The 26,492-nt window shown below is 37.9% G+C and carries 24 protein-coding genes; 14 read left to right on the top strand and 10 right to left on the bottom strand.

The genetic code is table 11. The annotated features are described in order from the left end of the window. Positions 1 to 60: 60 nt before the first annotated feature. The 6 genes from HBL79_RS04495 to cra all read left to right on the top strand — a co-directional run bounded on the left by HBL79_RS04495 (position 61) and on the right by cra (position 6,626). A complete protein-coding gene (locus tag HBL79_RS04495; protein ID WP_035684980.1) occupies positions 61 to 1,002 on the top strand; it encodes a 2-hydroxyacid dehydrogenase in 942 nt (313 codons plus the stop codon). A gap of 76 nt (positions 1,003 to 1,078) precedes the next feature. Next, a complete protein-coding gene (locus tag HBL79_RS04500; RefSeq protein ID WP_035685264.1) occupies positions 1,079 to 2,269 on the top strand; it encodes a lipoprotein-releasing ABC transporter permease subunit in 1,191 nt (396 codons plus the stop codon). A 54-nt stretch (positions 2,270 to 2,323) separates the two neighbouring features. Then, on the top strand, positions 2,324 to 3,013 hold the full coding sequence (gene lolD, locus HBL79_RS04505) for a lipoprotein-releasing ABC transporter ATP-binding protein LolD (RefSeq protein ID WP_035684978.1): 690 nt from the start codon (positions 2,324 to 2,326) through the stop codon (positions 3,011 to 3,013). Then, positions 3,014 to 4,267 (top strand): lipoprotein-releasing ABC transporter permease subunit LolE, encoded by a 1,254-nt coding sequence (gene lolE / locus HBL79_RS04510; protein ID WP_035684976.1) that lies wholly within the window; start codon positions 3,014 to 3,016, stop codon positions 4,265 to 4,267. 126 nt (positions 4,268 to 4,393) lie between these two features. After that, positions 4,394 to 5,482 (top strand): 3-deoxy-7-phosphoheptulonate synthase AroG, encoded by a 1,089-nt coding sequence (aroG, locus tag HBL79_RS04515; RefSeq protein WP_035684974.1) that lies wholly within the window; start codon positions 4,394 to 4,396, stop codon positions 5,480 to 5,482. Between the two features lie 157 nt (positions 5,483 to 5,639). Beyond that, entirely contained in the window at positions 5,640 to 6,626 is a 987-nt protein-coding gene (gene cra, locus HBL79_RS04520) for a catabolite repressor/activator (protein WP_017807388.1), read from the top strand. Here cra and HBL79_RS04525 read toward each other — a convergent pair. Continuing rightward, positions 6,623 to 7,318, bottom strand: a complete 696-nt coding sequence (locus HBL79_RS04525; RefSeq protein WP_046097384.1) for a SanA/YdcF family protein — start codon at positions 7,316 to 7,318, stop codon at positions 6,623 to 6,625. The genes cra and HBL79_RS04525 overlap by 4 nt on opposite strands. 172 nt (positions 7,319 to 7,490) lie before the next feature. On the opposite strand from HBL79_RS04525, the gene metX reads away from it, so the two are divergent. Then, complete coding sequence (gene metX, locus HBL79_RS04530) at positions 7,491 to 8,582, top strand: homoserine O-acetyltransferase MetX (RefSeq protein ID WP_035684972.1); 1,092 nt, start codon at positions 7,491 to 7,493, stop codon at positions 8,580 to 8,582. Between the two features lie 30 nt (positions 8,583 to 8,612). Here the strand turns inward: metX and HBL79_RS04535 are convergent, their stop codons facing one another. The 8 genes from HBL79_RS04535 to uriH all read right to left on the bottom strand — a co-directional run bounded on the left by HBL79_RS04535 (position 8,613) and on the right by uriH (position 16,002). Further along, positions 8,613 to 9,440, bottom strand: coding sequence for a metal ABC transporter permease (locus HBL79_RS04535; protein ID WP_046097385.1), 828 nt, complete (start codon positions 9,438 to 9,440; stop codon positions 8,613 to 8,615). Further along, positions 9,433 to 10,290 carry a metal ABC transporter permease gene (locus HBL79_RS04540; protein WP_035684968.1) on the bottom strand — a complete coding sequence of 286 codons (858 nt, stop codon included), beginning with the start codon at positions 10,288 to 10,290 and terminating at the stop codon, positions 9,433 to 9,435. The genes HBL79_RS04535 and HBL79_RS04540 overlap by 8 nt, the downstream gene beginning before the upstream one ends. Beyond that, complete coding sequence (locus HBL79_RS04545; protein WP_035684966.1) at positions 10,290 to 11,189, bottom strand: ATP-binding cassette domain-containing protein; 900 nt, start codon at positions 11,187 to 11,189, stop codon at positions 10,290 to 10,292. Before HBL79_RS04545 ends, HBL79_RS04540 begins: the two co-directional genes overlap by 1 nt. Next, complete coding sequence (locus HBL79_RS04550) at positions 11,179 to 12,069, bottom strand: metal ABC transporter substrate-binding protein (RefSeq protein ID WP_035684964.1); 891 nt, start codon at positions 12,067 to 12,069, stop codon at positions 11,179 to 11,181. The genes HBL79_RS04545 and HBL79_RS04550 overlap by 11 nt, the downstream gene beginning before the upstream one ends. An 86-nt stretch (positions 12,070 to 12,155) precedes the next feature. After that, positions 12,156 to 12,488: a TusE/DsrC/DsvC family sulfur relay protein gene (locus HBL79_RS04555; protein ID WP_017807381.1), complete on the bottom strand. Its 333-nt coding sequence runs from the start codon at positions 12,486 to 12,488 to the stop codon at positions 12,156 to 12,158. A 60-nt stretch (positions 12,489 to 12,548) separates the two neighbouring features. Next, positions 12,549 to 13,211 carry a Bax inhibitor-1/YccA family protein gene (locus tag HBL79_RS04560; protein ID WP_035684962.1) on the bottom strand — a complete coding sequence of 221 codons (663 nt, stop codon included), beginning with the start codon at positions 13,209 to 13,211 and terminating at the stop codon, positions 12,549 to 12,551. A 128-nt stretch (positions 13,212 to 13,339) separates the two neighbouring features. Next, the gene (locus HBL79_RS04565; protein WP_035684961.1) at positions 13,340 to 14,713 is read right to left on the bottom strand and encodes a Do family serine endopeptidase; all 1,374 of its coding nucleotides are present in this window, start codon (positions 14,711 to 14,713) and stop codon (positions 13,340 to 13,342) included. 353 nt (positions 14,714 to 15,066) lie between these two features. Then, a complete protein-coding gene (uriH, locus tag HBL79_RS04570) occupies positions 15,067 to 16,002 on the bottom strand; it encodes a uridine-preferring nucleoside hydrolase UriH (RefSeq protein WP_035684959.1) in 936 nt (311 codons plus the stop codon). 297 nt (positions 16,003 to 16,299) lie between these two features. Between uriH and HBL79_RS04575 the strand changes: the two genes are divergently transcribed. From HBL79_RS04575 to pepT, 5 genes are all read left to right on the top strand, one after another. Then, on the top strand, positions 16,300 to 17,565 hold the full coding sequence (locus tag HBL79_RS04575; RefSeq protein ID WP_035684956.1) for a NupC/NupG family nucleoside CNT transporter: 1,266 nt from the start codon (positions 16,300 to 16,302) through the stop codon (positions 17,563 to 17,565). Between the two features lie 81 nt (positions 17,566 to 17,646). Continuing rightward, positions 17,647 to 18,573 (top strand): ribokinase, encoded by a 927-nt coding sequence (rbsK, locus tag HBL79_RS04580; protein ID WP_035684953.1) that lies wholly within the window; start codon positions 17,647 to 17,649, stop codon positions 18,571 to 18,573. A 39-nt stretch (positions 18,574 to 18,612) separates the two neighbouring features. After that, positions 18,613 to 19,611 (top strand): substrate-binding domain-containing protein, encoded by a 999-nt coding sequence (locus HBL79_RS04585; protein ID WP_035684951.1) that lies wholly within the window; start codon positions 18,613 to 18,615, stop codon positions 19,609 to 19,611. Between the two features lie 93 nt (positions 19,612 to 19,704). Beyond that, complete coding sequence (locus tag HBL79_RS04590; protein WP_035684949.1) at positions 19,705 to 21,246, top strand: AbgT family transporter; 1,542 nt, start codon at positions 19,705 to 19,707, stop codon at positions 21,244 to 21,246. An 18-nt stretch (positions 21,247 to 21,264) separates the two neighbouring features. Continuing rightward, positions 21,265 to 22,485 (top strand): peptidase T, encoded by a 1,221-nt coding sequence (gene pepT, locus HBL79_RS04595; RefSeq protein ID WP_035684947.1) that lies wholly within the window; start codon positions 21,265 to 21,267, stop codon positions 22,483 to 22,485. A gap of 306 nt (positions 22,486 to 22,791) precedes the next feature. On the opposite strand, the gene ettA is transcribed toward pepT, so the two are convergent. Beyond that, the gene (gene ettA, locus HBL79_RS04600; protein ID WP_035684946.1) at positions 22,792 to 24,462 is read right to left on the bottom strand and encodes an energy-dependent translational throttle protein EttA; all 1,671 of its coding nucleotides are present in this window, start codon (positions 24,460 to 24,462) and stop codon (positions 22,792 to 22,794) included. A gap of 337 nt (positions 24,463 to 24,799) precedes the next feature. Between ettA and zevA the strand changes: the two genes are divergently transcribed. Continuing rightward, positions 24,800 to 25,444, top strand: a complete 645-nt coding sequence (zevA, locus tag HBL79_RS04605) for a zinc transporter binding subunit ZevA (protein WP_081637502.1) — start codon at positions 24,800 to 24,802, stop codon at positions 25,442 to 25,444. Then, a complete protein-coding gene (gene zevB / locus HBL79_RS04610) occupies positions 25,435 to 26,451 on the top strand; it encodes a zinc transporter permease subunit ZevB (protein ID WP_035684942.1) in 1,017 nt (338 codons plus the stop codon). The genes zevA and zevB overlap by 10 nt, the downstream gene beginning before the upstream one ends. The last annotated feature ends 41 nt before the right edge of the window (positions 26,452 to 26,492 follow it).

Raw genomic sequence — 26,492 nt, forward strand, 5'->3', positions numbered from 1 at the left:
GCAATAAAGTGCAGTATAATTTTACTGCATTTTAAATTTTATTTTATACGGGGCTTTTATATGAAAATTGTTTTTCTTGATAGTACGGCAATTCCAAAACATATTCCTATTCCCCATCCGAATTTTGAGCATCAATGGGTAGAATATGAATATACGTCGCCAGAGCAAACTGTTGAACGAGCAAAAGACGCAGATATTGTCATTACCAGTAAAGTGGTCTTTAATCGTGAAATAATGCAACAACTTCCCAAATTAAAATTAATTGCATTGACGGCAACAGGAACAAATAATGTAGATCTTATTGCGGCGAAAGAACTTGGTATTGAAGTAAAAAATGTGACGGGTTATTCATCAGTGACTGTCCCTGAGCATGTGTTAGGGTTAATTTTTGCCTTAAAGCATAGTTTAATGAATTGGTATAAAGATCAACTTAGTGCGAAATGGGCAGAGAGCAAGCAGTTTTGTTATTTTGATTACCCGATCACCGATATTAGAGGCTCCACATTAGGTGTGGTAGGAAAGGGAAATCTTGGTGCAGAAATAGGACGCTTAGCGGAAGCACTCGGAATGAATGTGCTTTATGCTGAACGCAAAGGGGCATCAACAATACGTGATGGGTATTTACCTTTTGAGCAAGTATTGCAAGAAGCGGATATTATTACGCTACATTGCCCTTTAACTCCAGAAACGACAAACTTAATTAATGCTCAAACGTTGAAATTGATGAAGCCAACGGCGTATTTAATTAATACTGGTCGTGGGCCTTTAATTGACGAGCAAGCACTGCTCGAAGCCTTAGAGAGCGGGACGATTGCGGCCGCTGCACTGGATGTTTTAGTAAAAGAGCCGCCAGAAAAAGATAACCCACTTATTCAAGCGGCAACGCGTTTACCTAATTTAATTATCACGCCACATGTCGCTTGGGCTTCTGATGGTGCGGTGGAAATTTTGGTGAAAAAAGTCACGCAAAATATTGAAGATTTTGTGGCAATGGGTAAATAATGTATTCCGTTATTCCCTCTCCCCAACATAGTAGAGGTTGGGGAATATGATTATTGCTAACCCTTAACTATTAATGATGAGTGTTCCAATTTCCTTATTTATCGCCTTTCGTTATTGGCGTGCCAAAAGTGCTGATCGTTTTGGACGGTTAGTTACCAATCTTGCGATGATGGGCATTGTGCTAGGTATTATGGCATTGATTATCGTACTTTCAGTTATGAATGGTCTTGAAAATCAGCAAAAAAAACAAGTACTTTCTAGCATACCGCACGCCATTATTATGCCATTAGCGGGGCATCTATCTCACTCAGAACCTATTCCTAGTATGCCTACATTTGTGCAAAACGTGGTTCCCATTAATACTACGAATGTGATTTTGCAAGCACCACAAGGCGTCAGTGCGGGGCAAGTGATTGGGATTGCCCGTTTTTCTGATGATCCTTTATTGCAGAATTTCGCAACGCAATCCTTTGAGCAAGTATTACCCGAAGGAGAGTTTAAGCTCATTGTCGGCTCACAACTTGCAGAAAAACTGCATTTACAAATTGGTGATAAAGTTCGTTTAATGATAACAGAGAACAGCCAATATACCCCTTTCGGCCGCGTACCTGTGCAGCGTTTATTTACGATTAGCGATATTTATTTTTCCGCTGGGCAGAATGATACTAATGAGATGTTTGCCAATCTTTCCGATATTGGGCGGTTGATGCGAATTCCGTCTGATCAAATGCAGGGCTACCGTTTATTTTTAAAAGATCCTTTTGACATCACTGAATTACCGCAATATTTTCCATCCAATAAATGGCTAATTAGTGATTGGCGTAGCCAAAAAGGCGAGTTTTTCCAAGCGGTGAAAATGGAAAAAAATATGATGGGATTACTGATTAGCCTGATTATTGTGGTCGCTATTTCTAATATTATCACCTCGCTTAGTTTAATGGTGGTGGATAAACAAGGAGAAATTGCGATTTTACAAACTCAAGGGCTAAATAAATCTGAGGTTCGTAATCTGTTTATCTGGCAAGGGCTATTAGTGGGACTAAGTGGGACGTTAGTCGGTACAATGCTTGGCGTATTAACAACATTAAATTTAGATCGCATTATGGCGTGGTTTAATCCTGAAAATATCATTTTGCCAACAGAACTCAACTTGTCTCAGCTTATAATGATTGTGGGCATATCATTGTTATTTTCATTAGGCTCAACCATTTACCCCGCCTATCGAGCAGCACAAATCGAACCCGCTGAAGCATTGCGTTATGAATGATAAGTGCGGTGTTTTTTTGCCACGTTTTTAACTAAATTGAAGAAATGAGAAAGAATGATTGATAATAAAATCTTACTGAGTTGCCAAGGTTTAAGCAAAGTTTACCAAGAAGGTGAAAACCAAACCCAAGTGTTGAAAGAGGTGAGTTTTTCAATGGCCGAGGGAGAGTTAGTTGCGATTGTGGGCAGCTCGGGATCTGGAAAAAGTACATTATTGCACACCCTAGGTGGGCTAGATCAGCCAAGTAGCGGTGAAGTGTTCCTAAAAGGGCAGTCTTTACAAAAAGCCAGTGCGAATGAATTAGCCAAATTACGCAATCAGCACTTAGGTTTTGTTTATCAATTTCATCATTTAATGGCTGATTTTACCGCATTAGAAAATGTGATGCTGCCGATGTTAATCGGTAAACAAAATCGTAGTGAAGCACAAGACCGTGCGGAGAAAATGCTTGGTGAAGTTGGATTATCACATCGCATTAAGCACCGCCCTTCTGCCTTGTCTGGCGGCGAGCGTCAGCGTGTTGCCATTGCCCGTGCATTGGTGAATAACCCCGCTTTGGTGTTGGCTGACGAACCCACTGGAAATTTAGACCGTAAAACAACAGAAAGTATTTTTGAACTGATTCTAAAATTAAACCAAGAGCAAAAAATCGCATTTTTATTGGTAACTCACGATCTACAACTGGCGGAAAAACTTTCCCGCCGAATGGTGATGCAAGATGGCATTTTGCGTGGAGAGAGCTAGATGAATGCACCTTTTTTTATTAGTTGGCGTTATCAGCGAGGTAAGCAAAAAAATCGCTTAGTGTCATTGATTTCAATGTTTTCTACCTTTGGTATCGCCCTTGGTGTTATGGTGTTGATTGTGGGATTAAGTGCGATGAACGGTTTTGAACGTGAGCTGAATAAACGCATTTTGGCGGTTGTTCCACATATTGAGATTTCTGCGTATTCAGGGCAAGGTGAAAGTACACCGATAAAAAATTGGCAAAATTTGACCGCACTTTTAAAACAAGATCCCGAAGTGCTAGCAAGCTCGCCTTTTGTAAATTTTACTGCATTGATAGAAAATGGAACGAAATTGAAAGTCGTACAGGTTAAAGGTGTTGACGCTAATCAGCAGGATCAAGTGAGTGCTTTAGGACAATTCGTGCTTGGCGATGGCTGGCAGAATTTTTCTCGTGAAGGAGGGCTTATACTAGGTTCTGGTATCGCCAAAGATCTTGAGGTTAAAGAAGGGGATTGGGTAACGTTGCTGATTTCACAATCCGATGGTACAAATAATTTTATTCAACCAAGACGAGAGCGTATGCAAATCACGGGGATTTTACGCCTTGATGGACAGCTCGATCATAGTTATGCCTTAATCCCCTTAGCGATGGCACAGCAATTCTTGGATTATTCCACAGAGGAAGCAACGGGGGTTGAATTAAAAGTGCGAGATCCTTTTCAGGTGCAACAAATGGGATACTCAACCTTGCAGAATTACCCACAATTTTTATCAGCCCATAATTGGATTAGTCAATTCGGTTATATGTATCGCGATATTCAACTTATTCGTACGGTGATGTATTTAGCGATGGTATTAGTGATAGGGGTCGCGTGCTTTAATATTGTTTCTACCTTAATTATGGCAGTGAAAGATAAGCAAGGGGATATTGCGATTATGCGAACATTGGGTGCAAATGATCGCTTTATCCAGCAGATTTTTATTTGGTATGGCTTGTTAGCTGGAATGAAAGGGTGCTTGATAGGCTTAATGCTTGGCTGTATTACCGCATTGAATTTAACTCAATTAATTAAAGGCATTGAGTTTTTGATTGGCAGAAAATTGCTTTCTGATGGCGTATATTTCGTGGATTTTTTACCAAGTGAATTGCATTGGCAAGATATGATGATTGTATTTGCTGTTGCCTTAGTGCTAAGTTTGATGGCAAGTTTGTATCCTGCAAGTCGTGCAGTGCGATTGCAGCCAGCACAAGTTTTAAGCAATCATTGATAAAAAGTTAAAAATATTTTTAAACTAGTTTACCAGTACAAAAATGCGTGCTACATTGCACGCATAATATGTATTCGCAATGCAAGGCGAAGAAGATAAATACAAACAAGATGTAGAGAGTGATGTATGACTAAAAGCAAAAATGACATTTATATTGCAAATGATGATACGCGAATTGGTAAGGTAGAGCAGGTTCTCCCCCCAATCGCCTTGATCGAAAAATATCCAGCAACGGAGACTGCAGAGAAAACCGTTAAGCAGGCACGTAAAGAAACGCATAATATTATTCATCGCAAAGATGATCGCTTATTGGTTGTGATTGGGCCTTGCTCAATTCACGATCCTCAATCTGCTTTAGAATATGCTCAACGAATTAAAGCAATGCGAGAAAAATATCGTGATACGTTGCAAATTATTATGCGGGTTTATTTTGAAAAACCGCGTACGACAGTGGGGTGGAAAGGGTTGATTAACGATCCTTATTTGAATAATACCTATGCGTTAAATGATGGTTTACGCATTGCACGTAAATTATTATTAGATATTAATGATTTAGAAGTCCCTACGGCGGGCGAGTTTTTAGATATGATCACGCCTCAATATGTTGCAGATTTTATGAGCTGGGGGGCGATCGGGGCAAGAACAACGGAATCTCAAGTTCACCGAGAGTTAGCTTCTGGGCTATCTTGTGCCGTAGGATTTAAGAATGCGACAAACGGCGGTGTGAAAATTGCCCTTGATGCGATTGGTGCTGCAGAAGCTCCACATTATTTTCTTTCTGTAACAAAATTTGGTCATTCTGCGATTGTTTCTACAAAAGGTAATGCCGATTGCCATATTATTTTACGAGGTGGTGATAATGGACCTAATTATAGTGCAAAAGATGTGGAAGAAATTTGCGGGAATATCGAAAAAACAGGACGCATTCCTCACGTGATGGTAGATTTTAGCCACGCAAATAGCAGTAAGCAGTTTAAAAAACAGTTAGATGTGTGTGCAGATGTATGCCAACAAATTTCACAGGGATCACAGAAAATCTTTGGTGTTATGATTGAAAGCCATTTGGTAGAAGGTCGTCAAGATCTCATAGAAGGTCAAGACTTGGTTTATGGGCAAAGCATCACGGATGCTTGTATTGGTTGGGAAGATTCTGAGAAGGTGTTGCAGAATTTATCTGAAGCGGTGATTGCTCGCCGTCAATATCTAAATAAATAATTTAAATTATGAAAAAGTTGGGGTAACTCAGCTTTTTTTATTTATCTTAGGCAAATTATTTTGCGAAGCAGATCAAGTTTTGGTGCTTTCAACCTAAATAAATACAAAATTCAGGGTATAATTCCTTTAAAAATTTCACACATTAAAAGGAGTTATTGTGAAACTAGATGAATTGGCAAAACTTGCAGGTGTATCAAGAACGACAGTTAGTTATGTAATAAATGGAAAAGCGAAGCAATATAGAGTAAGTGACAAAACCATTGAAAAAGTGGAATCTTTAATAAAGGAATATGATTTTAGACCTAATATAATGGCGGCGGGGTTGAGAGCTGGAAAGAGTAATGCGATTGGTTTGATTATTCCTGATTTTGAGAATATGAGCTATGCAAGAATTGCTCATCGTTTAGAACAGCTTTTTCGTGCTAGGGGTTATCAATTGTTAATAGCTTGTTCAAATGATAACCCTGATAACGAGATTGAATGTGCGAGGCATCTTTTTCAGCGTAAAATCGATGCTTTGATTGTTTCAAGTGTTTTGCCTGAGAGTAATTTGTTCTATCAAGAGAGTAATATTCCTGTTTTTGGATTTGATAGGAAAATTAGCGGTAAGAATATTATTAATGTATTTTCAGATAATAAAAAAGATGCTTATAGCCTGACACAAAATTTATTGGAGTTAAAAAAGTATCGTAAAATTTTATTTTTTGGGGCGTTACCAGATTTACCAACAAGTCAGGATAGGGAAGCAGGATTCCGTCAAGCTTTGAATGAAAGTAAATTTAGTGCGGTAGAATATCTTTATACAACACAGTTTCATAGAGAATCAGCGTCACAGACTTTTGCTAAGTGGCTTGCTGCTAATTCGATGCCTGATGCATTATTTGTTACTTCTTTAACGCTGTTACAAGGTGTTTTTTTGGCATTAAAGCATAAGAGAGATATTCCGTCTTCTTTGGTTATTGCAACATTTGGTAATCACGAAATGCTTGAGTTTTTAGAAAACAAAGTATTATGTGCGGTGCAAGATCATAAGCAAATTGCTGATCGATTATTAGTATTAGTGCTTAAACAGCTCAATCATAAAGAACATTTGGAAAATGCCTCGAGTAAAATTTTGAGGCGTTTAATTTTTCGTCATTGTTAGTCGATTTTTATAGGGGGAGGTAGGGGTTCTGCTTCCCCAAGAAAGTGCGGTTTTTTTTCAAAAAGAAGATCTAATATTACTCTAGTGCGAGCAAAGAGTTCTCTTAATCGAACTAAAATATACTGATTAGGGGAATCAGCGGCAAAACAAATTGCATCAATATCATAATATCTTGCGATAAATAATGCCCTTTCACAATGAAAACGCTGGGTGATGATTGTTAATGAGTTAGCTTTAAATACCCGAGATGCTCTGATAACTGAGTCTAAAGTACGGAATCCAGCGTAATCCATATACATAAATTTTTCTGAAATGCCCATTTTTTTTAAATCTTTCAGCATCATACGCGGCTCATTGTATTCAATTGTTCTATTATCTCCACTTAATAATATGTAATCTATTTTCTTTTGTTTGAAAAGAGTATCGGCAGCTAATAAACGGTAAGAATAAAATAAGTTAGGTGTATTTTTAGTGCGATATTTTGAGGTTCCAAGAAGTAAGCCATAGGGGCGATGAGGTAGTTTTGTAATATCTGTATAAATATGTTTATGGACGTAAAGTGCGATTCCTTGATCAAGGATAATTAATATAGAGCTTAAAAATAAAAGTGTGAGTAAGCCGTACTTGAATATTTTTTTTATCCAATAAGGAGAAAAATGCATATTAAAAAAGGGAACAAGTATAATATTCATATTTTTTTTCATCATCTTGGTTAAAGATAATAAAAAATAGTAGTAAACTCAAGCAAATTTATTTTAAAATACGTCTAGATGTTTAGATGTCTAAAATTTCTTGACAATAAGCCGGTTGGACAGTAGTTTATTTGTTGAAGTATTTTTTTATATGATTTAGATAGGATAGGTAATGGCAGTACAGAAAGCAACGTTGTTTACTCACTCTCCTTTAGATTTAATTTTAGGGGGGCAACTTAAGCAAATTGAAGTTGCTTATCAAACCTATGGTGTGCTTAATAAAGATAAAACAAATGCAATTTTAATTTGCCACGCCTTGACAGGAGATGCTGAGCCTTGTGCTAAATCTCCTGATCAAAGAGGATGGTGGGAAAATTTTATGGGAGATGGGCTTGCTTTAGACACCTCTCGCTATTTTTTTATTTGCTCCAATGTATTGGGAGGTTGCAGGGGAACAACAGGGCCCGCATCTATCAATATAGAAACACAAAAACCTTATGGAAGTCAGTTCCCACATATTGTTGTTCAAGATATTGTTAGAGTTCAACGAGCACTCTTAAAATATTTAGATATTCCTCATTTGTATGCTGTTATTGGAGGGTCTTTTGGGGGAATGCAGGCTACACAGTGGGCAATTGATTATCCAGACTTTATTGATAATGTAATTAATCTCTGCTCATCTTTATATCTTAGTTCTGAAGCGATTGGCTTTAATCACGTTATGCGTCAGGCTATTATTACCGATCCTCATTTTAATAATGGTAATTATTATGATGGAAAGCCGCCTTTGCAAGGTTTGGCTGTTGCAAGAATGCTCGGAATGCTAACATATCGTACTGATATTCAGCTTGAGAAAGCTTTTGGGCGAGCGGTAAAATCAGAGGGAAATTTTTGGGGAGATTATTTCCAAGTTGAGTCTTATTTAAGTTATCAGGGGCAGAAGTTTTTAGAGAGATTTGATGCAAATAGTTATTTATATTTATTAAGAGCATTAGATTTATATGATCCAGCATTAGGTTATGAAAATATAGGACAGGCCCTTTCTCGTATTAAAGCCCGTTATAGTTTGATTGGTGTGATTAATGATCAGTTATTCAAGATCGTTGATGTAAGGAAGAGCAAAATAATGTTGGAAAATGCGGGAGTAGATCTGCACTATAGTGAATTATCTTCTGATTATGGGCATGATGCTTTTTTAGTGGATTACGACTTTTTTTGTCGTCCAATCAAGCAAGCATTGGTGGATGTTAATTCAAGTGAGTGAAATTTAACATAGCTTCGGTTATTTTAGGATTTATCTAGAGTTTAGCAATTTGTTATAGCTTAAAGCTAGTATAAAGCACAGAGACTGTAATAATACAATAGTCGGAGCCGTTGATGAATTTATATGATAGCTGATTATTATGCCTAAAAAGCTGGTTAGACTTGCTGTAGAGATAGCTATCAATAGCATTTTATTAAAATTTTTAGTAACTATATAGGCAGTAATACCTGGAGCAATTAGCATTGCTGTGACCAAAATGATACCGACCATTTGCATAGTCGTAATAATTGTTAAAGCCAATAAGCATAATAAACTATAATGTAGAACTTTGTGGGCAAGACCTACTATGCGGGTATGACTGGGATCAAAACAATAAAGCAGGAAGTCCTTTTTTCTGAGCATAATAATCAAAAAAATTATACTGGAAATCAATAGCGTTTGTATTAATGCTTGAGGAGACACACCCAATAAATTTCCAAATAATATGTGAGAAAGATGTTGCTCCGTATCTACTTTACTAAATAGAACCAAACCAAATGAGAACATTCCAGAGAACACAATTCCTATAGCGGTATCTTCCTTAATTCGGCTGTTTTCTTTTAAATATCCAATACTGAATGCACAAAATAATCCTGATAGTAACGCCCCAATAATAAGAGGAATTTTAAATAAATAGGCTAGCACAATTCCTGGTAGAACAGAGTGCGAAATAGCGTCTCCTATTAATGACCAGCCTTTTAATATTAAATAGCAAGAAAGTACTGCACAAATAATCGCAATAATTAGAGCCATAAATAGGGCATTTTGCATAAAAGAATAGCTTAAGGGTTCTATAAACCAATTAATAAAACTAATCATTTTTTATCTCCTTGTAAGGTGAATATTTTTTTCGTAGAAGACCATATTTAGGAGAAAATAGAAAGCTGAGGAGAAAAAGTATTGTTTGAAAACAAATAATTATTCCTCCAGTAGAACAATCTAAGAAATAGCTAAAATAAACACCAAATAAGTTTGTTAGTATTCCTAGTATAACGGCAATGATGACGAGAGTTTTAAATTTGTCGGTAAGTAAAAAAGCGGTAGCACCTGGTGTGATTACCATTGCAATGACTAAAATTGCCCCTACTGTTTGTAGTGCTGCAACAATACTTGCACTTAGTAGTGTAAAAAAAAGTAGCTTATAATAGAAAGGAGATAATCCAACGGCAGTCGCTTGTATTTCATCAAAAAAGACTAATAGTAAGTCTTTCCAAAATAGGAAAAGAAGTAGAAAACAAAAGATGATCATTATTATGATTTGTAAAAGATCCTCATCTGAAATTCCCAATATATTACCTAAAATAATCTCATTAACATTAATTGAGGTAGGGTTTAAAGAAATAATAAATAAGCCTAATGCAAAAAATGTTGTAAATATAAAACCAATAACAGCATCTTGCCGTAAATTTGATAAAGCTTTAACCCATAAAATAGCAAGTGCGGCCAAAATTCCAGACAAAAAAGCACCTATAGCATAAGGGAAAGAAAATGCGTAAGCAATAGCAACACCTGGTACAACCGAATGAGAAAGGGCATCGCCAATTAATGACCAGCCTTTTAACATTAAATAGGCTGATAAAAAAGCACAAAGACCACCTATTAATGCACTTAGCAGGAAAGCCTTCATCATATAGTTATAATTAAATGGTTCTAATAGTAAACTGAGCATTATTTTTTTCCATTAGCTATATTGAGTGAACGCTCTCTAATGGTGGGGAGTGGAGGATCATTTTTCGTTTGTCCATAAAACACAGCAGGTAGTTCATCATCAGTTAATACCGTTACCGCTCTATCATCGTTATCATTATGTAAATCTTGCCCAAGTAGTTTTATATTTCGTAATGAGCCACCAAAAACCAATTCTAAATTTTTCTGTGTAAAAGTCGTTTTCGTATTTCCTTGTGCTAGAATCGTACGATTAATCATTATTACTTGATCACAATAATCAGGTATTGAACCTAAATTATGGGTTGATACTAAAATTAAATATCCAGATTTTCGTAATTCAGTCAATAGCACCATAATTTCATTTTCTGTTTGAACATCGACGCCGGTGAAAGGTTCATCTAATAAAATTATTTTACTTTTTTGGGCTAGAGCTCGGGCAAGAAAAACGCGTTTTTTTTGACCGCCCGATAATTCACCTATTTGACGTTGGGCGAGGTGAGATATTTTTAATCGCTCCATCGCTTGTAAGACTTCTTTCTTATCTAATTGTGAAGGAATTCTTAGGAAATTCATATAGCCATAGCGTCCCATCATAATAACATCATAAACAGAAACAGGGAACTGCCAATCTACCTCTTCACTCTGAGGAACATAAGCAATGATATTTTGTTTTAAAGCCTTTTTTATTGGTTGATGGCATAGAGAAATTTTTCCTGATTGAGGGATAATTAATCCCATTAAACTTTTAAATAAAGTAGATTTCCCGCTACCATTTATACCAACTAAGGCACAGGTAGTGCCTCCACTTAATTGGAAAGAAATATTATGAATTGCGGTATGACCATTATTATAACGAACGCTGACATCTTCTACCAAAATGGTTGGGGGATTATTTGTCATTTTTCCCGAATCCTTTAATTATAGTGATAATGGTTGTATTAAGTAAATCAAGATAAGTTGGGACAGGACCATTCTTATCTGACAAAGAATCAACATAAAGTTGCCCGCCATAATGTATATTTGTTTCTTTAGCAATTTGTTGGGCTGGTTTTGGTGAAATTGTACTCTCACTAAAGATAACAGGAATGTTATTTTTATGAATTAAATCTATCATTTTACGGACTTGTTGTGGTGTACCTTGTTGCTCGGCATTAATTGGCCATAAATAAACCTCTTTAAAACCATAATCCTGAGCCAAATAGCTAAATGCCCCTTCTGAAGTAGCAAGCCAACGTTGGTTTTGAGGAATTGCCTCCAATCTTGGACGTAATTGCTTATCTAAAGAGAGAATCTGCTTAGTATAGTTCTCAGCATTTTGACGATAAACTTCGGCATTTTCAGGATTATATTTAATTAAAGCATTTTTAATATTTTCAATATAAATTAAAGCATTAGATGGAGACATCCAAGCATGAGGATTGGGTATTTCTTTATTATCATTTTCTGTAAGAAAAATAGGTTGAATACCTTCTGTGACAATAATAGCAGGCTTATCTTGAACATTTTGGAAAAACTGTTCGAACCAACGTTCTAAATTTAATCCATTCCATAATACGAGATCAGCAGATTGAACCTTCACTATATCTTTAGGCGTTGGTTCGTAACCATGAATTTCTGCACCGGGTTTAGTTATTGATTGCACTTCAGCAGCATTTCCAGCAATATTTTGAGCGATATCTTGGATAATTGTAAATGTCGTAATCACTTTAAATTTTGCATAACTAATCTGACTAAATAGAAGGAAACTGGCTATGATGAAATTGAATAATAGTTTTGACATAAGTCCTCTTTTATCTCTTGAATATACGTGTGTTCATTATAAAAGGGAATAATTAACTTGTAAATAAAAATGATTATCAAATGATGTCATAAACATTTTGCAGGTTTAGGTAATCCCGCAAGCTTTGTTGCTTGTTTAGCTGGTCCTTCAGGAAATAAGCGTTGTAGATATCTACTATTTCCTTTATCTTCACCAAATTTTTGGGAAACCGCTTTCACTAACATTCGGATAGAGGGAGATGTGTGATAATCTTCATAGAAATTACGTACAAAATAAATAATTTCCCAGTGTGCTTCAGAGAGTTCAATTTTTTCTTGTTTGGCAATGGCTAAGGCGACGTCAGAGTTCCATTGTTCAATATTTAGTAGATACCCTTCATTATCTGTTTCGATCAGCTGCCCATTTATTTGAAGTGTCATTATTTCTCCCTAAATAACATACAAACGCCCTTAAAAGGGCGTTTAACCTATGATATTTATCTAATCATTACGTAGAATACCAAGTAAGTTTAATAGACTTACAAATATATTATAAATAGAAACATAAAGACTAACAGTTGCTCTAATATAATTCGTTTCTCCACCATGAATAATGCTACTCGTTTGGTATAAAATTCCCATACTGGAAAATACAATAAAGAGCGAACTCAATGCAATGTGTAATGCAGGTGTTTTTAAGAAGAAGCTAGCAACCATTCCTACTAGGAGTACAATAAATAACGTGAATATGAGACCAGAAAGGAAAGACATATCTTTTTTTGTACTCAACACATAGAAAGAACAAGCAAAAAACACTGCAGCTGTGCCAGTAAAGGCAATGATGATCAAATCACCTAGACCTGCTCCAACATACATATTCAAAATTGGCCCTAAAGAATACCCCATAAAACCAGTTAACGCAAAGGTAGATAGGATGCCCCACGCACTATTTTCTAACGCACTATTAAGAAATAGTAAACCATAGAAACCAATTAATAAAACGCCTACATGCAATGGGGCGACATCCAAATACATTGCAATATAGGCAACCAAAGCAGAAAAGCTAAGCGTTAAAGCTAGCAAAAAATAAGTATTGCGTAAGACTTTGTTAGAGGCTAAAACCGAGTCTTGTCGGGTGTTTTCCATAATTAGACGAGATTGCATAATATAGCTCCTGTTATTTTAAAGAAAATTCTCGTATAAAATATAGACCTAAAGAGAAAAAGTCAATTTACATAGAAATAATAAAGGCTTGATTTTTTATGATCAAGCCTATGTTGGACAATAACAACTTATTGTATTAATAAATAGAAATTATTTTTTCCTCTTAAAACATTTAAAGCGATAGTTGAACTTGCGTCTTTCAGAGCTTTACGCAGTTGCTCTAAATTTTCAATTGGCGTACGGTTCACGCCAATGATCACATCTCCCTCTTTTAAACCTAAACGCTGAGCCAAGGATTTTTCTTTGATTTTACTAATTTCAACCCCTTTTTTTCCTTTAACATTATAGTTACTTAATTCAATACCCTCTAAAGCAGGGAGTAAATTGTTGATAGTGGTATTAGCTTGCTCATCTTGCTGTAAGATAACAGAGGTAGTGTTAGACTTACCATCACGCAAATAAGTTAATTTTACTTTTTGACCTGCTCCCGTAGTTGCAATTTTAGCTCGCAATTCAGAGAAACTGGAAAGTTTTTGTCCGTTAATGGCAGTAATCACATCTCCGGCTCGTAATCCTGCTTTTTCTGCAGCGGAATCGGGTAAAACCTCACTCACAAATGCACCCTGTTGAGCATCGATCTTAAGGGCTTTGGCTAAATCAGCATTCAGCTCAGTTCCCTTTATCCCCAATAATCCGCGTCGGACTTCACCAAATTCGAGAATCTGCTTAGCTAAACTATTTGCCATATTGCTTGGAATAGCAAAAGCGATCCCCGCATTACCACCACTTGGTGAAATAATTGCTGTATTGATTCCAATCAATTCACCATTAAGATTCAATAATGGCCCTCCTGAATTACCTTGGTTTACCGCAGCATCAGTTTGAATATAGTTTTCATAGCTACCTTTTTCTGAACCTGTAGAACGTCCTAATGCGGAAACGATACCAGAGGTAACAGTTTGGCCTAAACCAAAGGGATTCCCAACAGCGACGGTGTAATCACCTACTCGTAGTTTATCTGAATCAGCGATCTTAATTTCAGTAAGATTTTTCGGATCTTCTAGCTGAATTAAGGCAATATCAGAAAGTTCATCTGCACCTACTAATTTGGCTTTAAATTCACGACCATCCTGCAGTTTGACAGTAATTTTGTCAGCCTCGTCAATAACATGATTATTAGTCAGTACATAACCTTTTTCAGCATTGATAATCACACCAGAGCCAAGCCCTTTGAAATTACGTGGAGCGTTGTTCTTAAAAATATCTGGTCCGAAGAAAAATTTGAATTCTTCAGGAAGATCATCATTTTGGAAGCGTGATTTTTGTTTTCCTTCCACTGCAATAGATACGACGCTAGGTAGAACTTGCTCTAGCATTGGTGCTAAAGTTGGCGTGCCAGAAAGCGTACTTGGTGGGGGAAATGTCGCTGTTGCGTTCACCGAAGTGCCAAGCACAGTTAAGCCAAGAGCGATACTGGTTAATAAAAAATGTTTTCTTTTCACTTCATTTCTCCATTTCGTTACTAAGTGTCATTTTAAAATAAGAACAGATCTCAATTTTTAAAGGGACCTATCTCTATTTTCTTTCATTACTGAAAGTATGTTTGTTGTTTTGCCTAAGACAAAGAAAATAAAAAATTGTTCGTAAGCATGGTATGATTTTTGGGAAATGACAAAAAAAGAGTAAATGACTAGATTTTTTTAAACTGATCCTCATTCTTATTAAAATTTACCTTTTCGTAAAAAACAAAGTGCGGTGGAAATTTTCTCTATTTTTTACGGCGTGCTTTCTATAAAAAAATAATGCTCCTGCAAGAAAGAATTCTTGAGAAGCATTATGATAAATAACTAAAAATTTACTTATCTAAATTGTTGATTGCATTAATCACTAAATCCCAAAAACCTTCACGATTAAGTTGAGTTGCAACTTGTGTATTGCAAGGTTTAGGAGGATATCGAAAATCGGCAACGGTCATTCCTAATGTATGTGTACCTGTTAATTCAATATGAACAGGTACTTTTCTTGTTTCAATCAGTTCAGGATTAATAACATAGGCGACAGCACAAGGATCGTGAACGGGAGGGTAATCAAAGCCTTGCGATTTCTTATACATTTTGCCAAAAAATTCCAGTAGTTCTACTACGAATTTTGCAGGCTTTGTTCCAATTTCAGCAATGCGTTGTATGACATCAGGTGTTGCTAATGCTTGATGTGTAAGATCCAGTCCAACCATTGTCACATTCCAGCCAGCACTAAATACAATATGGGCTGCTTCAGGATCAATTTTAATATTAAATTCTGCTACAGCACTCCAATTTCCTGTGTGATAACCTCCCCCCATTAAAACGACTTCTTTGACTCGATCAATAATTCTCGGCTCTAGACGGGCAGCTAGTGCAATATTGGTTAATCCGCCTGTAGGTACTAAGGTAATGGTCTTAGGTGGATGAGACATGATTAAGTCAATAATCAGATGAACAGCATGAGAGTCATGAAAACTTTTTGTTGAAGTAGGAAGTGTAGGACCATCTAATCCAGACTCCCCATGAATGCAAGCTGCAACTTCAACTTCTCTAATTAGTGGACGATCTGCCCCTTTTGCAATAGGAACATTAACCATTTTAGCAATTTCGGCAATAGCTAAGGCATTATGCGAAACTTTTTCTAGGGTTTGGTTTCCCACGACAGTTGTTACTGCGAGTAGTTCAATTTCAGGATTACCATAGGCTAACAACATCGCAATGGCATCGTCATGACCTGGGTCACAATCAAGAATAATTTTTTTACGCATTGTTTGCTCCTTTAAAAATTACATAGAATGTCAATATAGTTATCCTAAACGAAACGTTTCGATATTAAGTTTAAAGATTTTGCCTAAAGAATAAATAAAAAAATACTAAAAATGAGAAATAGATCACAAATGTTTTTATTAAATACAATAACGTTCTGTGAAATATGTGATAGGTATCACATTTTGAATATATTTATATTCAAGATAAATATATTTTGATCTATCCTTTTTATATCCAAACGAAACGTTTCGCTATGCTGTTATTTATTCAACCTAATTAAATCATGAGGATGAACTATGAATACATTAACGAGTTTTCTAGGTATCATTGTGCTTTTAAGTATTGCCTATGCATTATCAAATAATCGCAAAGCGATTAGGATTAGAACAGTATTAGGAGCGTTGATAATCCAAATTTCTATAGGTGCATTTATTTTGTATGTACCTATCGGTAGAGACATGCTGTTAGTTATGTCAAATGCAGTCAGTAAAGTTATTTCTTTTGGAAATATCGGTGTTGAATTTCTCTTTGGTGGACTAGCAACAGATAGTGCATTTAAAGCATTTGGTAATGAAGGATTCATTTTTGCTATTCGGGTGTTGCCTATTATTGTGTTTTTTTCAGCTTTAATTTCTTTGCTTTATTATATTGGTATTATGCAGTGGATAATAAAATTAATTGGTGGAACACTGCAAAAAATTTTAGCTACATCAAAAGCTGAATCTATGTCGGCTGCCGCTAATATTTTTGTTGGGCAAACGGAGGCACCGTTAGTAGTAAAACCATATATTAGTAAAATGACTGAGTCTGAGCTTTTTGCCGTTATGTGTGGTGGACTAGCTTCAATTTCTGGTTCGGTTATGGCAGGATATATGGGATTAGGCGTACCTCTTACATACCTGATTGCAGCCTCTTTTATGGCAGCTCCAGCAGGATTACTTTTTGCTAAAATAATGTATCCACAAACGGAACAGTTTTCTGATGTGGGAGAAAATATTTCATTAGAAAAACCAAGTAATATTTTAGAGGCAGTTGCTAATGGGGCAAGTGCAGGAATGAATATGGCTCTAAGCATCGGGGCAATGTTAATTGCGTTTATTGCTTTGATTGCTTTAATTAACGGTATGTTGGGCGGCATTGGTGCGTGGTTCAATATGCCAGACTTAACATTAGGAATGATTTTAGGATGGATTTTTAAACCTCTGGCATGGGTAATGGGGGTTTCTTGGAACGAAGCTGAAATTGCTGGGCAAATGATAGGCATAAAACTCACTGTTAATGAATTTGTTGGTTATTCTGAATTTTCTGCTTATTTAGGTAATGAACCCCCTGTGGTTTTAACGGAGAAAACAAAGGCGATTATTACTTTTGCATTATGTGGATTTGCCAATTTTGGTTCTATCGCAGTTCTTATTGGGGGAATTGGTGGATTGGCTCCTAATCGTCGATCTGATATAGCTCGTTTAGGGATTAAAGCGGTTATTGCTGGTTCTTTAGCAAATTTACTTAGTGCTACAATAGCGGGATTATTCATTGGTTTAGGTGGTGTAGTATTGGCTTAACACTATAATAAAAGATGCCAAAACCTATGATTTTGGCATTTTATTCATTGAACAATAACGGTATATAAGAGAATTATATTTATGAACAATTCAACCCTAACCATTCTCGGTAGTATTAACGCAGATCATCTTATTCAAGTGTCACATTTTCCACAGCCGGGGGAAACCTTGTCGGGACGTAATTATCAAGTGGTGTACGGCGGAAAGGGGGCAAATCAAGCGGTGGCAGCAGCTCGCTTGGGGGCGAAGGTGAATTTTATCGCTTGTGTAGGAAATGACGATATTGGGCGGGAGATGAAAAAATCTTTCGCGCAAGCGGGAATGAATACGGCGGCCATTTCTGAAGTCACACAGGCTCGCACAGGGATCGCAATGATTCAAGTGGCAGACAGCGGCGAAAATAGCATTGTGATTTCCGCGGGGGCGAATGCATATTTGAATGCTGATAGGGTGCAGTCTTTCGCTCATATGATTGAGCAGAGCGATGCCTTGCTGATGCAATTAGAAACCCCCTTGGAGGGCGTGCTGTGTGCGGCGAAGTTAGCGAAACAAGCAGGTAAACAAGTGGTGTTAAATCCCGCACCTGCACAGCCACTGCCAGATGAATTGTTGGGGCAGCTAACAATGATTACGCCAAATGAAACAGAAGCGGAAATTCTTACAGGCGTGAAAGTGGTGGATTACCAAAGTGCGGTGCAATCTGCGCAAGTTTTTCATCAAAAAGGGGTGGAAATGGTATTGATTACCTTAGGTGCGAAAGGGGTTTTCGTCAGCCATCAAAATCAACAAGAAATCGTGCAGGGCTTTGTAGTGCAGGCAACAGATACTACCGCCGCTGGGGATACCTTTAATGGCGCGTTGATGACGGCATTATTGGAGGGCAAATCGTTAAATCAAGCCATTCATTTTGCCCAAGCCGCCGCAGCGATAAGTGTTACCCGTTTGGGCGCACAAACCTCCATTCCTACTCGGCAAGAAACGCTCGATTTTTTGGCTCAGACTCAATAGAATGGCAAATATTTACTGATAATAACTTGAGAAGTCATTATGGCAACAATGAAAGACATTGCACGCATTGCGCAGGTTTCCACCTCCACCGTGTCGCACGTGATTAATAACACGGGCTATGTGAGCGAAGCAATGCGAGAACGTATAATGAAGGTTGTCAAAGAGCTTAATTATCGCCCTTCCGCCTTGGCGAGAAGTTTGAAAATCAAGCAAACCAAAACCTTGGGAATGTTGGTTACCGCAACCAACAACCCTTTTTTTGCGGAAGTGGTGAGTGGCGTTGAGCAATATTGTAATCAGCACGATTATAATCTGATTATTTCAAGCCTAGATGGCAATGAAGAACGTTTAGAGAAAAATATTCAAACGCTGATTCAAAAACAGGTGGACGGCTTGTTGTTAATGTATTCTGATAGCCGTCATTCTTTTCTTAAACAGCTTGATGTTGCCTTGCCAATGGTGATTATGGACTGGTGGCCAACAGCATTAAGTGCGGATAAAATTTATGAAAATTCTGAACTTGGTGCATATCTTGCGACAAAATGCTTAATTGAGCAAGGGCATAAAGAGATTGCGATTATCACAGGAAATCTGAATAAATCCCTCGCACGAAATCGTTTGCAAGGCTATAAAAAAGCCTTAAACGAATATCAGTTAGCCATTCGTGATGAATGGATTATCGAAAGCCATTTTGATTTTGAAGGTGGCGTGGAAGGAATGAAAAAGTTGTTACAAGCGGGCAAACGACCTACGGCTGTGTTTGCGTGTAGCGACACGATTGCGGTAGGTGTTTATCAAGTGGCGTGGCAAAATGGTTTGCGTATTCCGCAAGATCTTTCTGTGATTGGCTATGATGATATTACCCTTGCCCAATATCTCGCCCCACCGCTCACCACCATTCACCAACCTAAAGCCGAATTAGGCAAACTTGCGGTGGAAACGCTGTTAGAACGTATTAAAAACCCCCATAAAAGCGAACAAGCTATTTTGCTAGAACCTAAATTAATTTGGCGGGATTCTGTGCAGTGTAGAAAATAAACATACCTCTTTTTCATTGGTATTGAGATTTACTTAGCAAAAAAGCACGCCTATAATCAAAGAGATTTTATCATCTATATTCAGGAGAAATTTATGGCAGAAATTGATATGCAAAGACGAAATTGGCTACAAAAAATTGAATATATCGGCAATAAATTACCTGACATTACAATGTTGTTTATTTATGCGTTAATTGTATGTTGGTTGCTTTCTTGGGGGCTTTCTTATTTTCATTTTGATTATATCCACCCTATTCAAAAAACACCGATTCAAATCACTAATCTTTTCCAATCTTCTGAAATTGCAACCTTTTTCTCATCACTCACCAAAAACTTTGTGAATTTTCCACCCTTGGGTATTACTATTGTTGCAACTTTTGGCATTGGCATTGCTGAAGCGAGTGGTTTTATTAATGTTGGTTTGAGCCGTGCGTTAAGTATTATTCCAAAGAAAATAGTTACACCAGCTGTAATTATCATTTCTGTATTCGCTCATCTTGCAGCAGATTCTGCTTATGTGATTTTAATGCCTATTTCTGCATTGATTTTCTATTCCGTAGGTAAACATCCTTTAGCAGGAATTGCAGCTTCATTTGCTGGCTTAGCGGGAGGCTTTTCCGCCAGTTTTACACCTTCGATTATTGATCCTATTATGCAGAGTTTCACACAAAGTGCCGCACGCATTTTAGATCCGAGCTATGATGTGAATGTGCTGTGTAATTATTTTGTTAGTCTAGGTAGCACATTCTTTGTGATATTAACCTGCTGGTATATTACAGATAAAATTATCGATCCACATTTAAAACGCACAATGCCTATTGATAAGGATTTAGATAGCAAAGACACCACAATTAACCCACCAACTGCACAAGACTTAAAAGCCTTTCGCTGGGCATCGTTGATGCTGTTGTTAATGGTGGTGGGATTGTTTTTATTGGCGTATCCTGAAAACTCGTTATTGAGAGCGTCAGATGGTTCATTGACTAGTCCAAAATCGCCGATTATGCAAATGATTGTGCCATTATTGCTGATTTTCTTTGCTGTGCCTTCTTTGGTTCACGGCATTATTGCAGGCACATTTAAAGATACTCGCACAGTCACTAAAGCAATGGAGAAAATCACTTATACCCTTGTACCATTTATTGTGTTTTCCTTTTTCTGTGCACAATTTTTGTATTCTTTTAACCGTTCAGGAATCGGCACATTGATTGCCTTATCCGGTGCTGAATTTTTGAAAGCCTTGCAAATGCCTGCGGGTATCACTGTGTTTGGCGTGTTAGTATTAACTTTATTGCTAAATATTATTATCACGTCCGCCACATCAAAATGGGCAATTTTGTCGCCAATTCTCGTGCCAATGCTAATGTCAGTGAATATTTCACCCGAATTAACCCAAGCCGCATTTAGAATTAGTGATTCGGTAATGAATGTTTCAACGCCAATGTTTGCTTTCTATCCATTATTGATTTCTTATTGTCAGCGTTATTGTAAAAATACTGGCGTGGGAACACTTTGTTCAATGATGATTCCATATACCATCGGCTTATTTATTGTGTTAACCCTTGTGTTATATTTATTCTGGGGCTTAGGCATTCCGCTCGGTTTTGATAGCGGCTACACATATCCAAAAGCATAGTGAAAAGAGGGAGGCATTATGCAACAACAATTAATTGATCGTTTTTTTCGTTATCTTGCGATTAGCAGTCAAAGTGATGCAAACAATTCCACTGTGCCGAGTAGCCAAGGACAATGGGAAATGGCAAAGCTATTGGCGAAAGAATTGCAAGAATTAGGCGTGCAAGAGGTTGAAATTGACCAACACGCCAACGTAACAGGCGTTTTGAAAGGCACTAAAACGAATGCCACTGCCATCGGTTTTTGTGCTCATATGGATACCGTAGATGTTGCGTTATCTCCTCATATCACACCGCAAATTCAAACCTTTAACGGACAGGATTTGCAACTTAATGCGGAGAAAAATATTTGGTTGAAAGTTGCTGAACACCCTGAAATTTTGCCTTACCAAGGGCAAGAGATCATTTTTAGTGATGGCACGAGTGTGTTAGGTGCAGATAACAAAGCGGCAATTGCCAATATTATGACCGCACTTTCAATGATTAAGCAGAATAATATTGCCACAGGGGATATTTATATCGCTTTTGTGCCTGATGAAGAAATTGGATTACGTGGTGCGAAGTTATTGGATCTTAACAAATTTAAGCCACAGTTCGCCTACACCATTGATTGCTGCGAGCTAGGCGAAGTAGTATATGAAAACTTTAACGCCGCTTCTGCCAGCATAACCATTCAAGGCGTCAGTGCGCACCCAATGTCGGCAAAGAATGTGCTGATTAATCCTATTCTAGTTGCACAAGATTTCATCGCCTTGTTTGATCGCAGCCAAACCCCAGAATGTACAGAAAATAAAGAAGGCTACTGGTGGTTTAATCATTTTGAAGCAAACCAAAGTCAAGCTGAGCTTAGCATTGCTATTCGAGATTTTGATAAAGCCCAGTTTGAGCAACGCAAAGCTTTCATCGAACAAGCGGTACAACAAATTCAACAGCGTTATCCAAGAGCGGTAATAAATTGCACAATTTCTGATATTTATGGCAATATCGCCAATAGTTTAGGTGAAGATCGCCGATCCATTGATTTACTATTTAATGCAATGGAACAGATCAATGTAGAACCCAACGTGATCCCTATGCGTGGCGGTACAGATGGGGCTGCTCTATCTGTGAAAGGTATCACCACCCCTAATTATTTCACTGGTGCACATAACTTTCATTCCCGTTTTGAGTTTCTGCCTATTCCAGCTTTTGTAAAGTCTTGTGAATTAACATTGAAGTTGATTGAATTGGCTGCAAAATAAAATGAAAGAGTAGAGGGATTTCTTAGCTTGGTGATAATGGTCTAGTAAATATCTCTCTCTTAATTTAAGAAAAAGAGCAATATAAAGACATAAATGCTGAAATCAGCATCGCTTTTGCAATATGAAGTTGTCTTAATAAAATTGAATAAAACATTTAAAGTGGTTTTATCGCTGGCAATAGGATTAAGGGGCTTCAATCTTTGAAAGAGTGAGTGAAATTTTATGAAATTGAAAGAGCGGTGAAAAATTACCGCTCTTTTGGTTTACTATCTAAAAAGTAACGAAGTGTTCAGTTTTTTTGATTGGTTACTTCGCAATACGTTTATATTTAATACGATGTGGCTGAGTAGCTTCTGCACCGAAGGTTTTCTTTTTCCATTCTTCATAGTCTGAGAAGTTGCCCTCGTAGAAAGTGACTTTGCCTTCATCGCCGTAGTCCAAAATATGGGTGGCGATACGGTCTAAGAACCAGCGGTCGTGGGAAATCACCATCGCACAACCAGGGAATTCTAAGATCGCATTTTCTAAGGCACGCAAGGTTTCCACATCAAGGTCGTTGGTTGGTTCGTCCAGTAGTAAAACGTTACCGCCCGCTTGCAATAGCTTAGCTAAATGTAAACGTCCACGTTCCCCACCTGAAAGCTCACCAACGCGTTTTTGTTGATCGACACCTTTGAAGTTGAAGCGTCCGACATAAGCACGGCTTGGGATTTCAAAGTTGCCAATACGCAAAATATCTTGTCCGTGTGAAACTTCTTCCCATACGGTTTTGCTGTCGTCCATTTCATCACGGAACTGATCCACTGAAGAAAGTATCACGGTGTCGCCAAGGGTGATGCTGCCGTTATCAGGTTGCTCTTGCCCCGAAAGCATACGGAAAAGGGTGGATTTCCCAGCCCCGTTTGCCCCGATAATACCAACAATCGCCCCTTTTGGAATGCTGAAAGATAAATCATCAATGAGCGTGCGATCGCCATAAGATTTGCTTAAATTCGCCACTTCGATCACTTTATCCCCTAAACGTGGGCCAGGTGGGATAAATAACTCATTGGTTTCATTACGTTTTTGGTATTCGCCACTGTTTAATTCTTCAAAGCGAGCCATACGCGCTTTGCTTTTCGCTTGGCGACCTTTTGGATTTTGGCGAACCCATTCTAATTCTTTTTCAATGGATTTTTGACGAGCCGATTCCGCCGCTGCTTCTTGGGCTAGGCGTTTTTCTTTTTGCTCTAACCAAGAAGAATAGTTGCCTTCCCAAGGAATGCCTTCGCCACGGTCGAGTTCTAAGATCCAGCCTGCCACGTTATCAAGGAAGTAGCGATCGTGAGTGATTGCCACCACCGTGCCTTCATAATCGTGTAAGAAACGCTCTAACCAAGCTACAGATTCGGCATCTAAGTGGTTGGTTGGTTCATCGAGTAACAGCATATCGGGTTTTTCGAGCAATAAGCGGCAAAGTGCCACACGGCGGCGTTCGCCCCCTGAAAGATGCTCGATTTTTGCGTCCCAATCTGGTAAACGCAAGGCATCAGCGGCACGCTCCAGTTGGTTATCCAAATTATGCCCGTCGTGTGCTTGAATAATGGCTTCTAGTTTTGCTTGTTCTGCGGCAAGTTTATCAAAATCCGCATCAGGATCAGCATAAAGTGCATAGACTTCATCTAATCGGGTTAAGGCATTTTTCACTTCCGCAACGGCTTCTTCTACCGCTTCACGCACGGTTTGTTGTGGATCAAGTTTAGGTTCTTGTGGAAGATAGCCAATTTTAATGCCGGGCTGTGGACGTGCTTCGCCCTCGAATTCTTTATCCACGCCAGCCATAATGCGGAGTAGGGTGGATTTTCCTGCACCATTTAACCCCAGCACACCAATTTTGGCACCAGGGAAAAAGCTTAGGGAAATATCTTTTAAAATATGACGTTTCGGCGGGACAACCTTACCGACACGGTGCATCGTATAAACAAATTGTGATGACATAAATTGTTCTCTTAGCTATAAAAAGTGCGGTCTATTTTACTTGAGATTTTGCCTTTTGGCGAATTGAAAGCGAAAAAAAACCTCCCAAAAGGGAGGTAGGAAAGTAGTTTAGCTATTTATTTTGATTATTTTATTTAGGAACTTTATGAATATCAAGTTATCACATTACTTGATGTGATGTATACTACTCATAATACATAGACAAATAAATAATGACTTTACATTTTTTGATGTATATCATAAAAATACTTATGTTTTGATGAAACATCAGGTTTAAAAGTGAACTATTTTTCATATTTTATATCCAATATATTTTAAGAACTAGATTTTGAAAGCTATGTTAAAGAAAAGCTTAGGCTTGCTGTGGTTTATCCCGCTGCTGAGCGTTGCCCACCCGCACGCCTTTATTGATATGCAAAACAAAGTGTTAGTGCAAGAGGGGCAACTTATTGGATTTTCAATGCAATGGACACTTGATGAACCCAGCTCTGCCAGCATTATTTACGATCTCAATCAATCACGCGAGCCAGCACAGAAGCAAAAGCTCGTTGATGAAGCGATGAAAAATATTGTGAACGAGCATTATTTTAGTTATCTCTTTGATAAAGATAAGAAAAAAATTAAATATCAAGCACAACCACAAAACTATGGAATGAAATCAAACGGTTCGCAAGTGATATATTATTTTGATTTTTTACTTTCCAAACCGCAGCTATTAAAAAATAATCGTTTTGAATTAAGCACTTATGATCCCACTTATTTTGTCGCGATGAGTTACCCTGAAGCTCATAAACAACCCCATAAACCACAAAGTGCGGTGGATTTTTCAGCCCTTCCGTCGCAATGTCAAGGCAAAGTAATTGAATCCAATGTCGATGAAAAAATGCGTCAATATGCTGCATCTTTAGATCGCAATCAGCGTGATGAAGACCGCTCTTTAGGACAAATTTTCAGCCAAAAAGTCGAAATTCTATGCAATTAACTCGATCTTATAAACTCATATTGCTTTTGGCGATACTGATTGTTGCCAGCTATTTTCTGTTTCCATACTTATTCGCACAAACTATCGAATGGCAAAAGCTGTTTAATCAGAGCATTTCTAGCTCTCTTCGCCAAATTGCACAACGCCCCGTACAAGCAGGGATTGGGCTGATTGCGATGAGTTTTCTTTACGGCGTTTTACACGCGTTGGGCCCCGGACACGGCAAATTTGTGATTGCCAGTTATTTATCTACACATCAATCCAAATTGAAAACCAGCGTTAAACTCACCTTATCGGCCTCGCTAATGCAAGGTATCGTTGCAGTGTTAGCCACCTCAATTATTGTGGTTGGGCTACGCCTTTCCTCCAATTACTTCAAATTGAGCCAGCTTTGGCTTGAACGCTCGGCATTTCTATTAATGTTTTTGCTCGGGAGTTACTGGATTTATCAAAGTGCGGTCAGATTTTATCGCGAATTTCGACAAAATAAAAAAACGATTTCTGAGGTAAAAATTCACGCAATCAAACCAATGGCAAAATACCCCCTCAAAAGGGAGGATCTTTCCCTCTCTCAATCTTCTTGCCAGCATCATTCATCTTGTCGCTGTGGACACCAACATCTCCCCAATTCACAGCAACTCGATTACGCTACTACCTTTAAATCTCGTTTATTAGTGGTATTGGCGATTGGCGTGCGGCCTTGCTCAGGGGCAATTTTTATTCTCTTTCTTTCTTATATGCTCAATCTGTATGAATGGGGCGTGGCTGCCGCAATGGCAATGGCATTGGGAACGGGAATCACTCTTTCTTTGTTTGCTTTGATCGTGCAATACGCCCGCCAAAGTGCAGTAAAATTAGGGCGTTGGTATTTTTCGATGGGGAAAATGCCCTATGCTGACATTATCGTAAAATTTATTGCGGGTTTTGTGGTGATCTTTTTCGCCGTGACTCTGTTTTATGGCACCACCTTGCCTGTACAAGGTGGTGCAGTGTTATTTGGGGGATAGAGGGGGGATAATATAGGGGAAAATTTGCCCCTTTTGCCGAT

This window comes from Avibacterium paragallinarum, assembly GCF_011765605.1.
Taxonomy (GTDB): domain Bacteria; phylum Pseudomonadota; class Gammaproteobacteria; order Enterobacterales; family Pasteurellaceae; genus Avibacterium; species Avibacterium paragallinarum.

Excerpts from the sequence above, each read along its gene's own strand:
- HBL79_RS04495 (WP_035684980.1), top strand. The coding sequence starts at position 61 with ATGAAAATTGTTTTTCTTGATAGTACGGCAATTCCAAAACATATTCCT.
- HBL79_RS04525 (WP_046097384.1), bottom strand. The coding sequence starts at position 7,318 with ATGAATATTATACTTGTTCCCTTTTTTAATATGCATTTTTCTCCTTAT.
- HBL79_RS04545 (WP_035684966.1), bottom strand. The coding sequence starts at position 11,189 with ATGACAAATAATCCCCCAACCATTTTGGTAGAAGATGTCAGCGTTCGT.
- aroG (WP_035684974.1), top strand. The coding sequence starts at position 4,394 with ATGACTAAAAGCAAAAATGACATTTATATTGCAAATGATGATACGCGA.
- rbsK (WP_035684953.1), top strand. The coding sequence starts at position 17,647 with ATGAACAATTCAACCCTAACCATTCTCGGTAGTATTAACGCAGATCAT.
- HBL79_RS04575 (WP_035684956.1), top strand. The coding sequence starts at position 16,300 with ATGAATACATTAACGAGTTTTCTAGGTATCATTGTGCTTTTAAGTATT.
- zevA (WP_081637502.1), top strand. The coding sequence starts at position 24,800 with ATGTTAAAGAAAAGCTTAGGCTTGCTGTGGTTTATCCCGCTGCTGAGC.
- HBL79_RS04540 (WP_035684968.1), bottom strand. The coding sequence starts at position 10,290 with ATGCTCAGTTTACTATTAGAACCATTTAATTATAACTATATGATGAAG.
- zevB (WP_035684942.1), top strand. The coding sequence starts at position 25,435 with ATGCAATTAACTCGATCTTATAAACTCATATTGCTTTTGGCGATACTG.
- HBL79_RS04550 (WP_035684964.1), bottom strand. The coding sequence starts at position 12,069 with ATGTCAAAACTATTATTCAATTTCATCATAGCCAGTTTCCTTCTATTT.
- lolE (WP_035684976.1), top strand. The coding sequence starts at position 3,014 with ATGAATGCACCTTTTTTTATTAGTTGGCGTTATCAGCGAGGTAAGCAA.
- HBL79_RS04590 (WP_035684949.1), top strand. The coding sequence starts at position 19,705 with ATGGCAGAAATTGATATGCAAAGACGAAATTGGCTACAAAAAATTGAA.
- uriH (WP_035684959.1), bottom strand. The coding sequence starts at position 16,002 with ATGCGTAAAAAAATTATTCTTGATTGTGACCCAGGTCATGACGATGCC.
- HBL79_RS04500 (WP_035685264.1), top strand. The coding sequence starts at position 1,079 with ATGAGTGTTCCAATTTCCTTATTTATCGCCTTTCGTTATTGGCGTGCC.
- lolD (WP_035684978.1), top strand. The coding sequence starts at position 2,324 with ATGATTGATAATAAAATCTTACTGAGTTGCCAAGGTTTAAGCAAAGTT.
- pepT (WP_035684947.1), top strand. The coding sequence starts at position 21,265 with ATGCAACAACAATTAATTGATCGTTTTTTTCGTTATCTTGCGATTAGC.
- ettA (WP_035684946.1), bottom strand. The coding sequence starts at position 24,462 with ATGTCATCACAATTTGTTTATACGATGCACCGTGTCGGTAAGGTTGTC.
- metX (WP_035684972.1), top strand. The coding sequence starts at position 7,491 with ATGGCAGTACAGAAAGCAACGTTGTTTACTCACTCTCCTTTAGATTTA.
- HBL79_RS04585 (WP_035684951.1), top strand. The coding sequence starts at position 18,613 with ATGGCAACAATGAAAGACATTGCACGCATTGCGCAGGTTTCCACCTCC.
- HBL79_RS04535 (WP_046097385.1), bottom strand. The coding sequence starts at position 9,440 with ATGATTAGTTTTATTAATTGGTTTATAGAACCCTTAAGCTATTCTTTT.
- HBL79_RS04560 (WP_035684962.1), bottom strand. The coding sequence starts at position 13,211 with ATGCAATCTCGTCTAATTATGGAAAACACCCGACAAGACTCGGTTTTA.
- HBL79_RS04555 (WP_017807381.1), bottom strand. The coding sequence starts at position 12,488 with ATGACACTTCAAATAAATGGGCAGCTGATCGAAACAGATAATGAAGGG.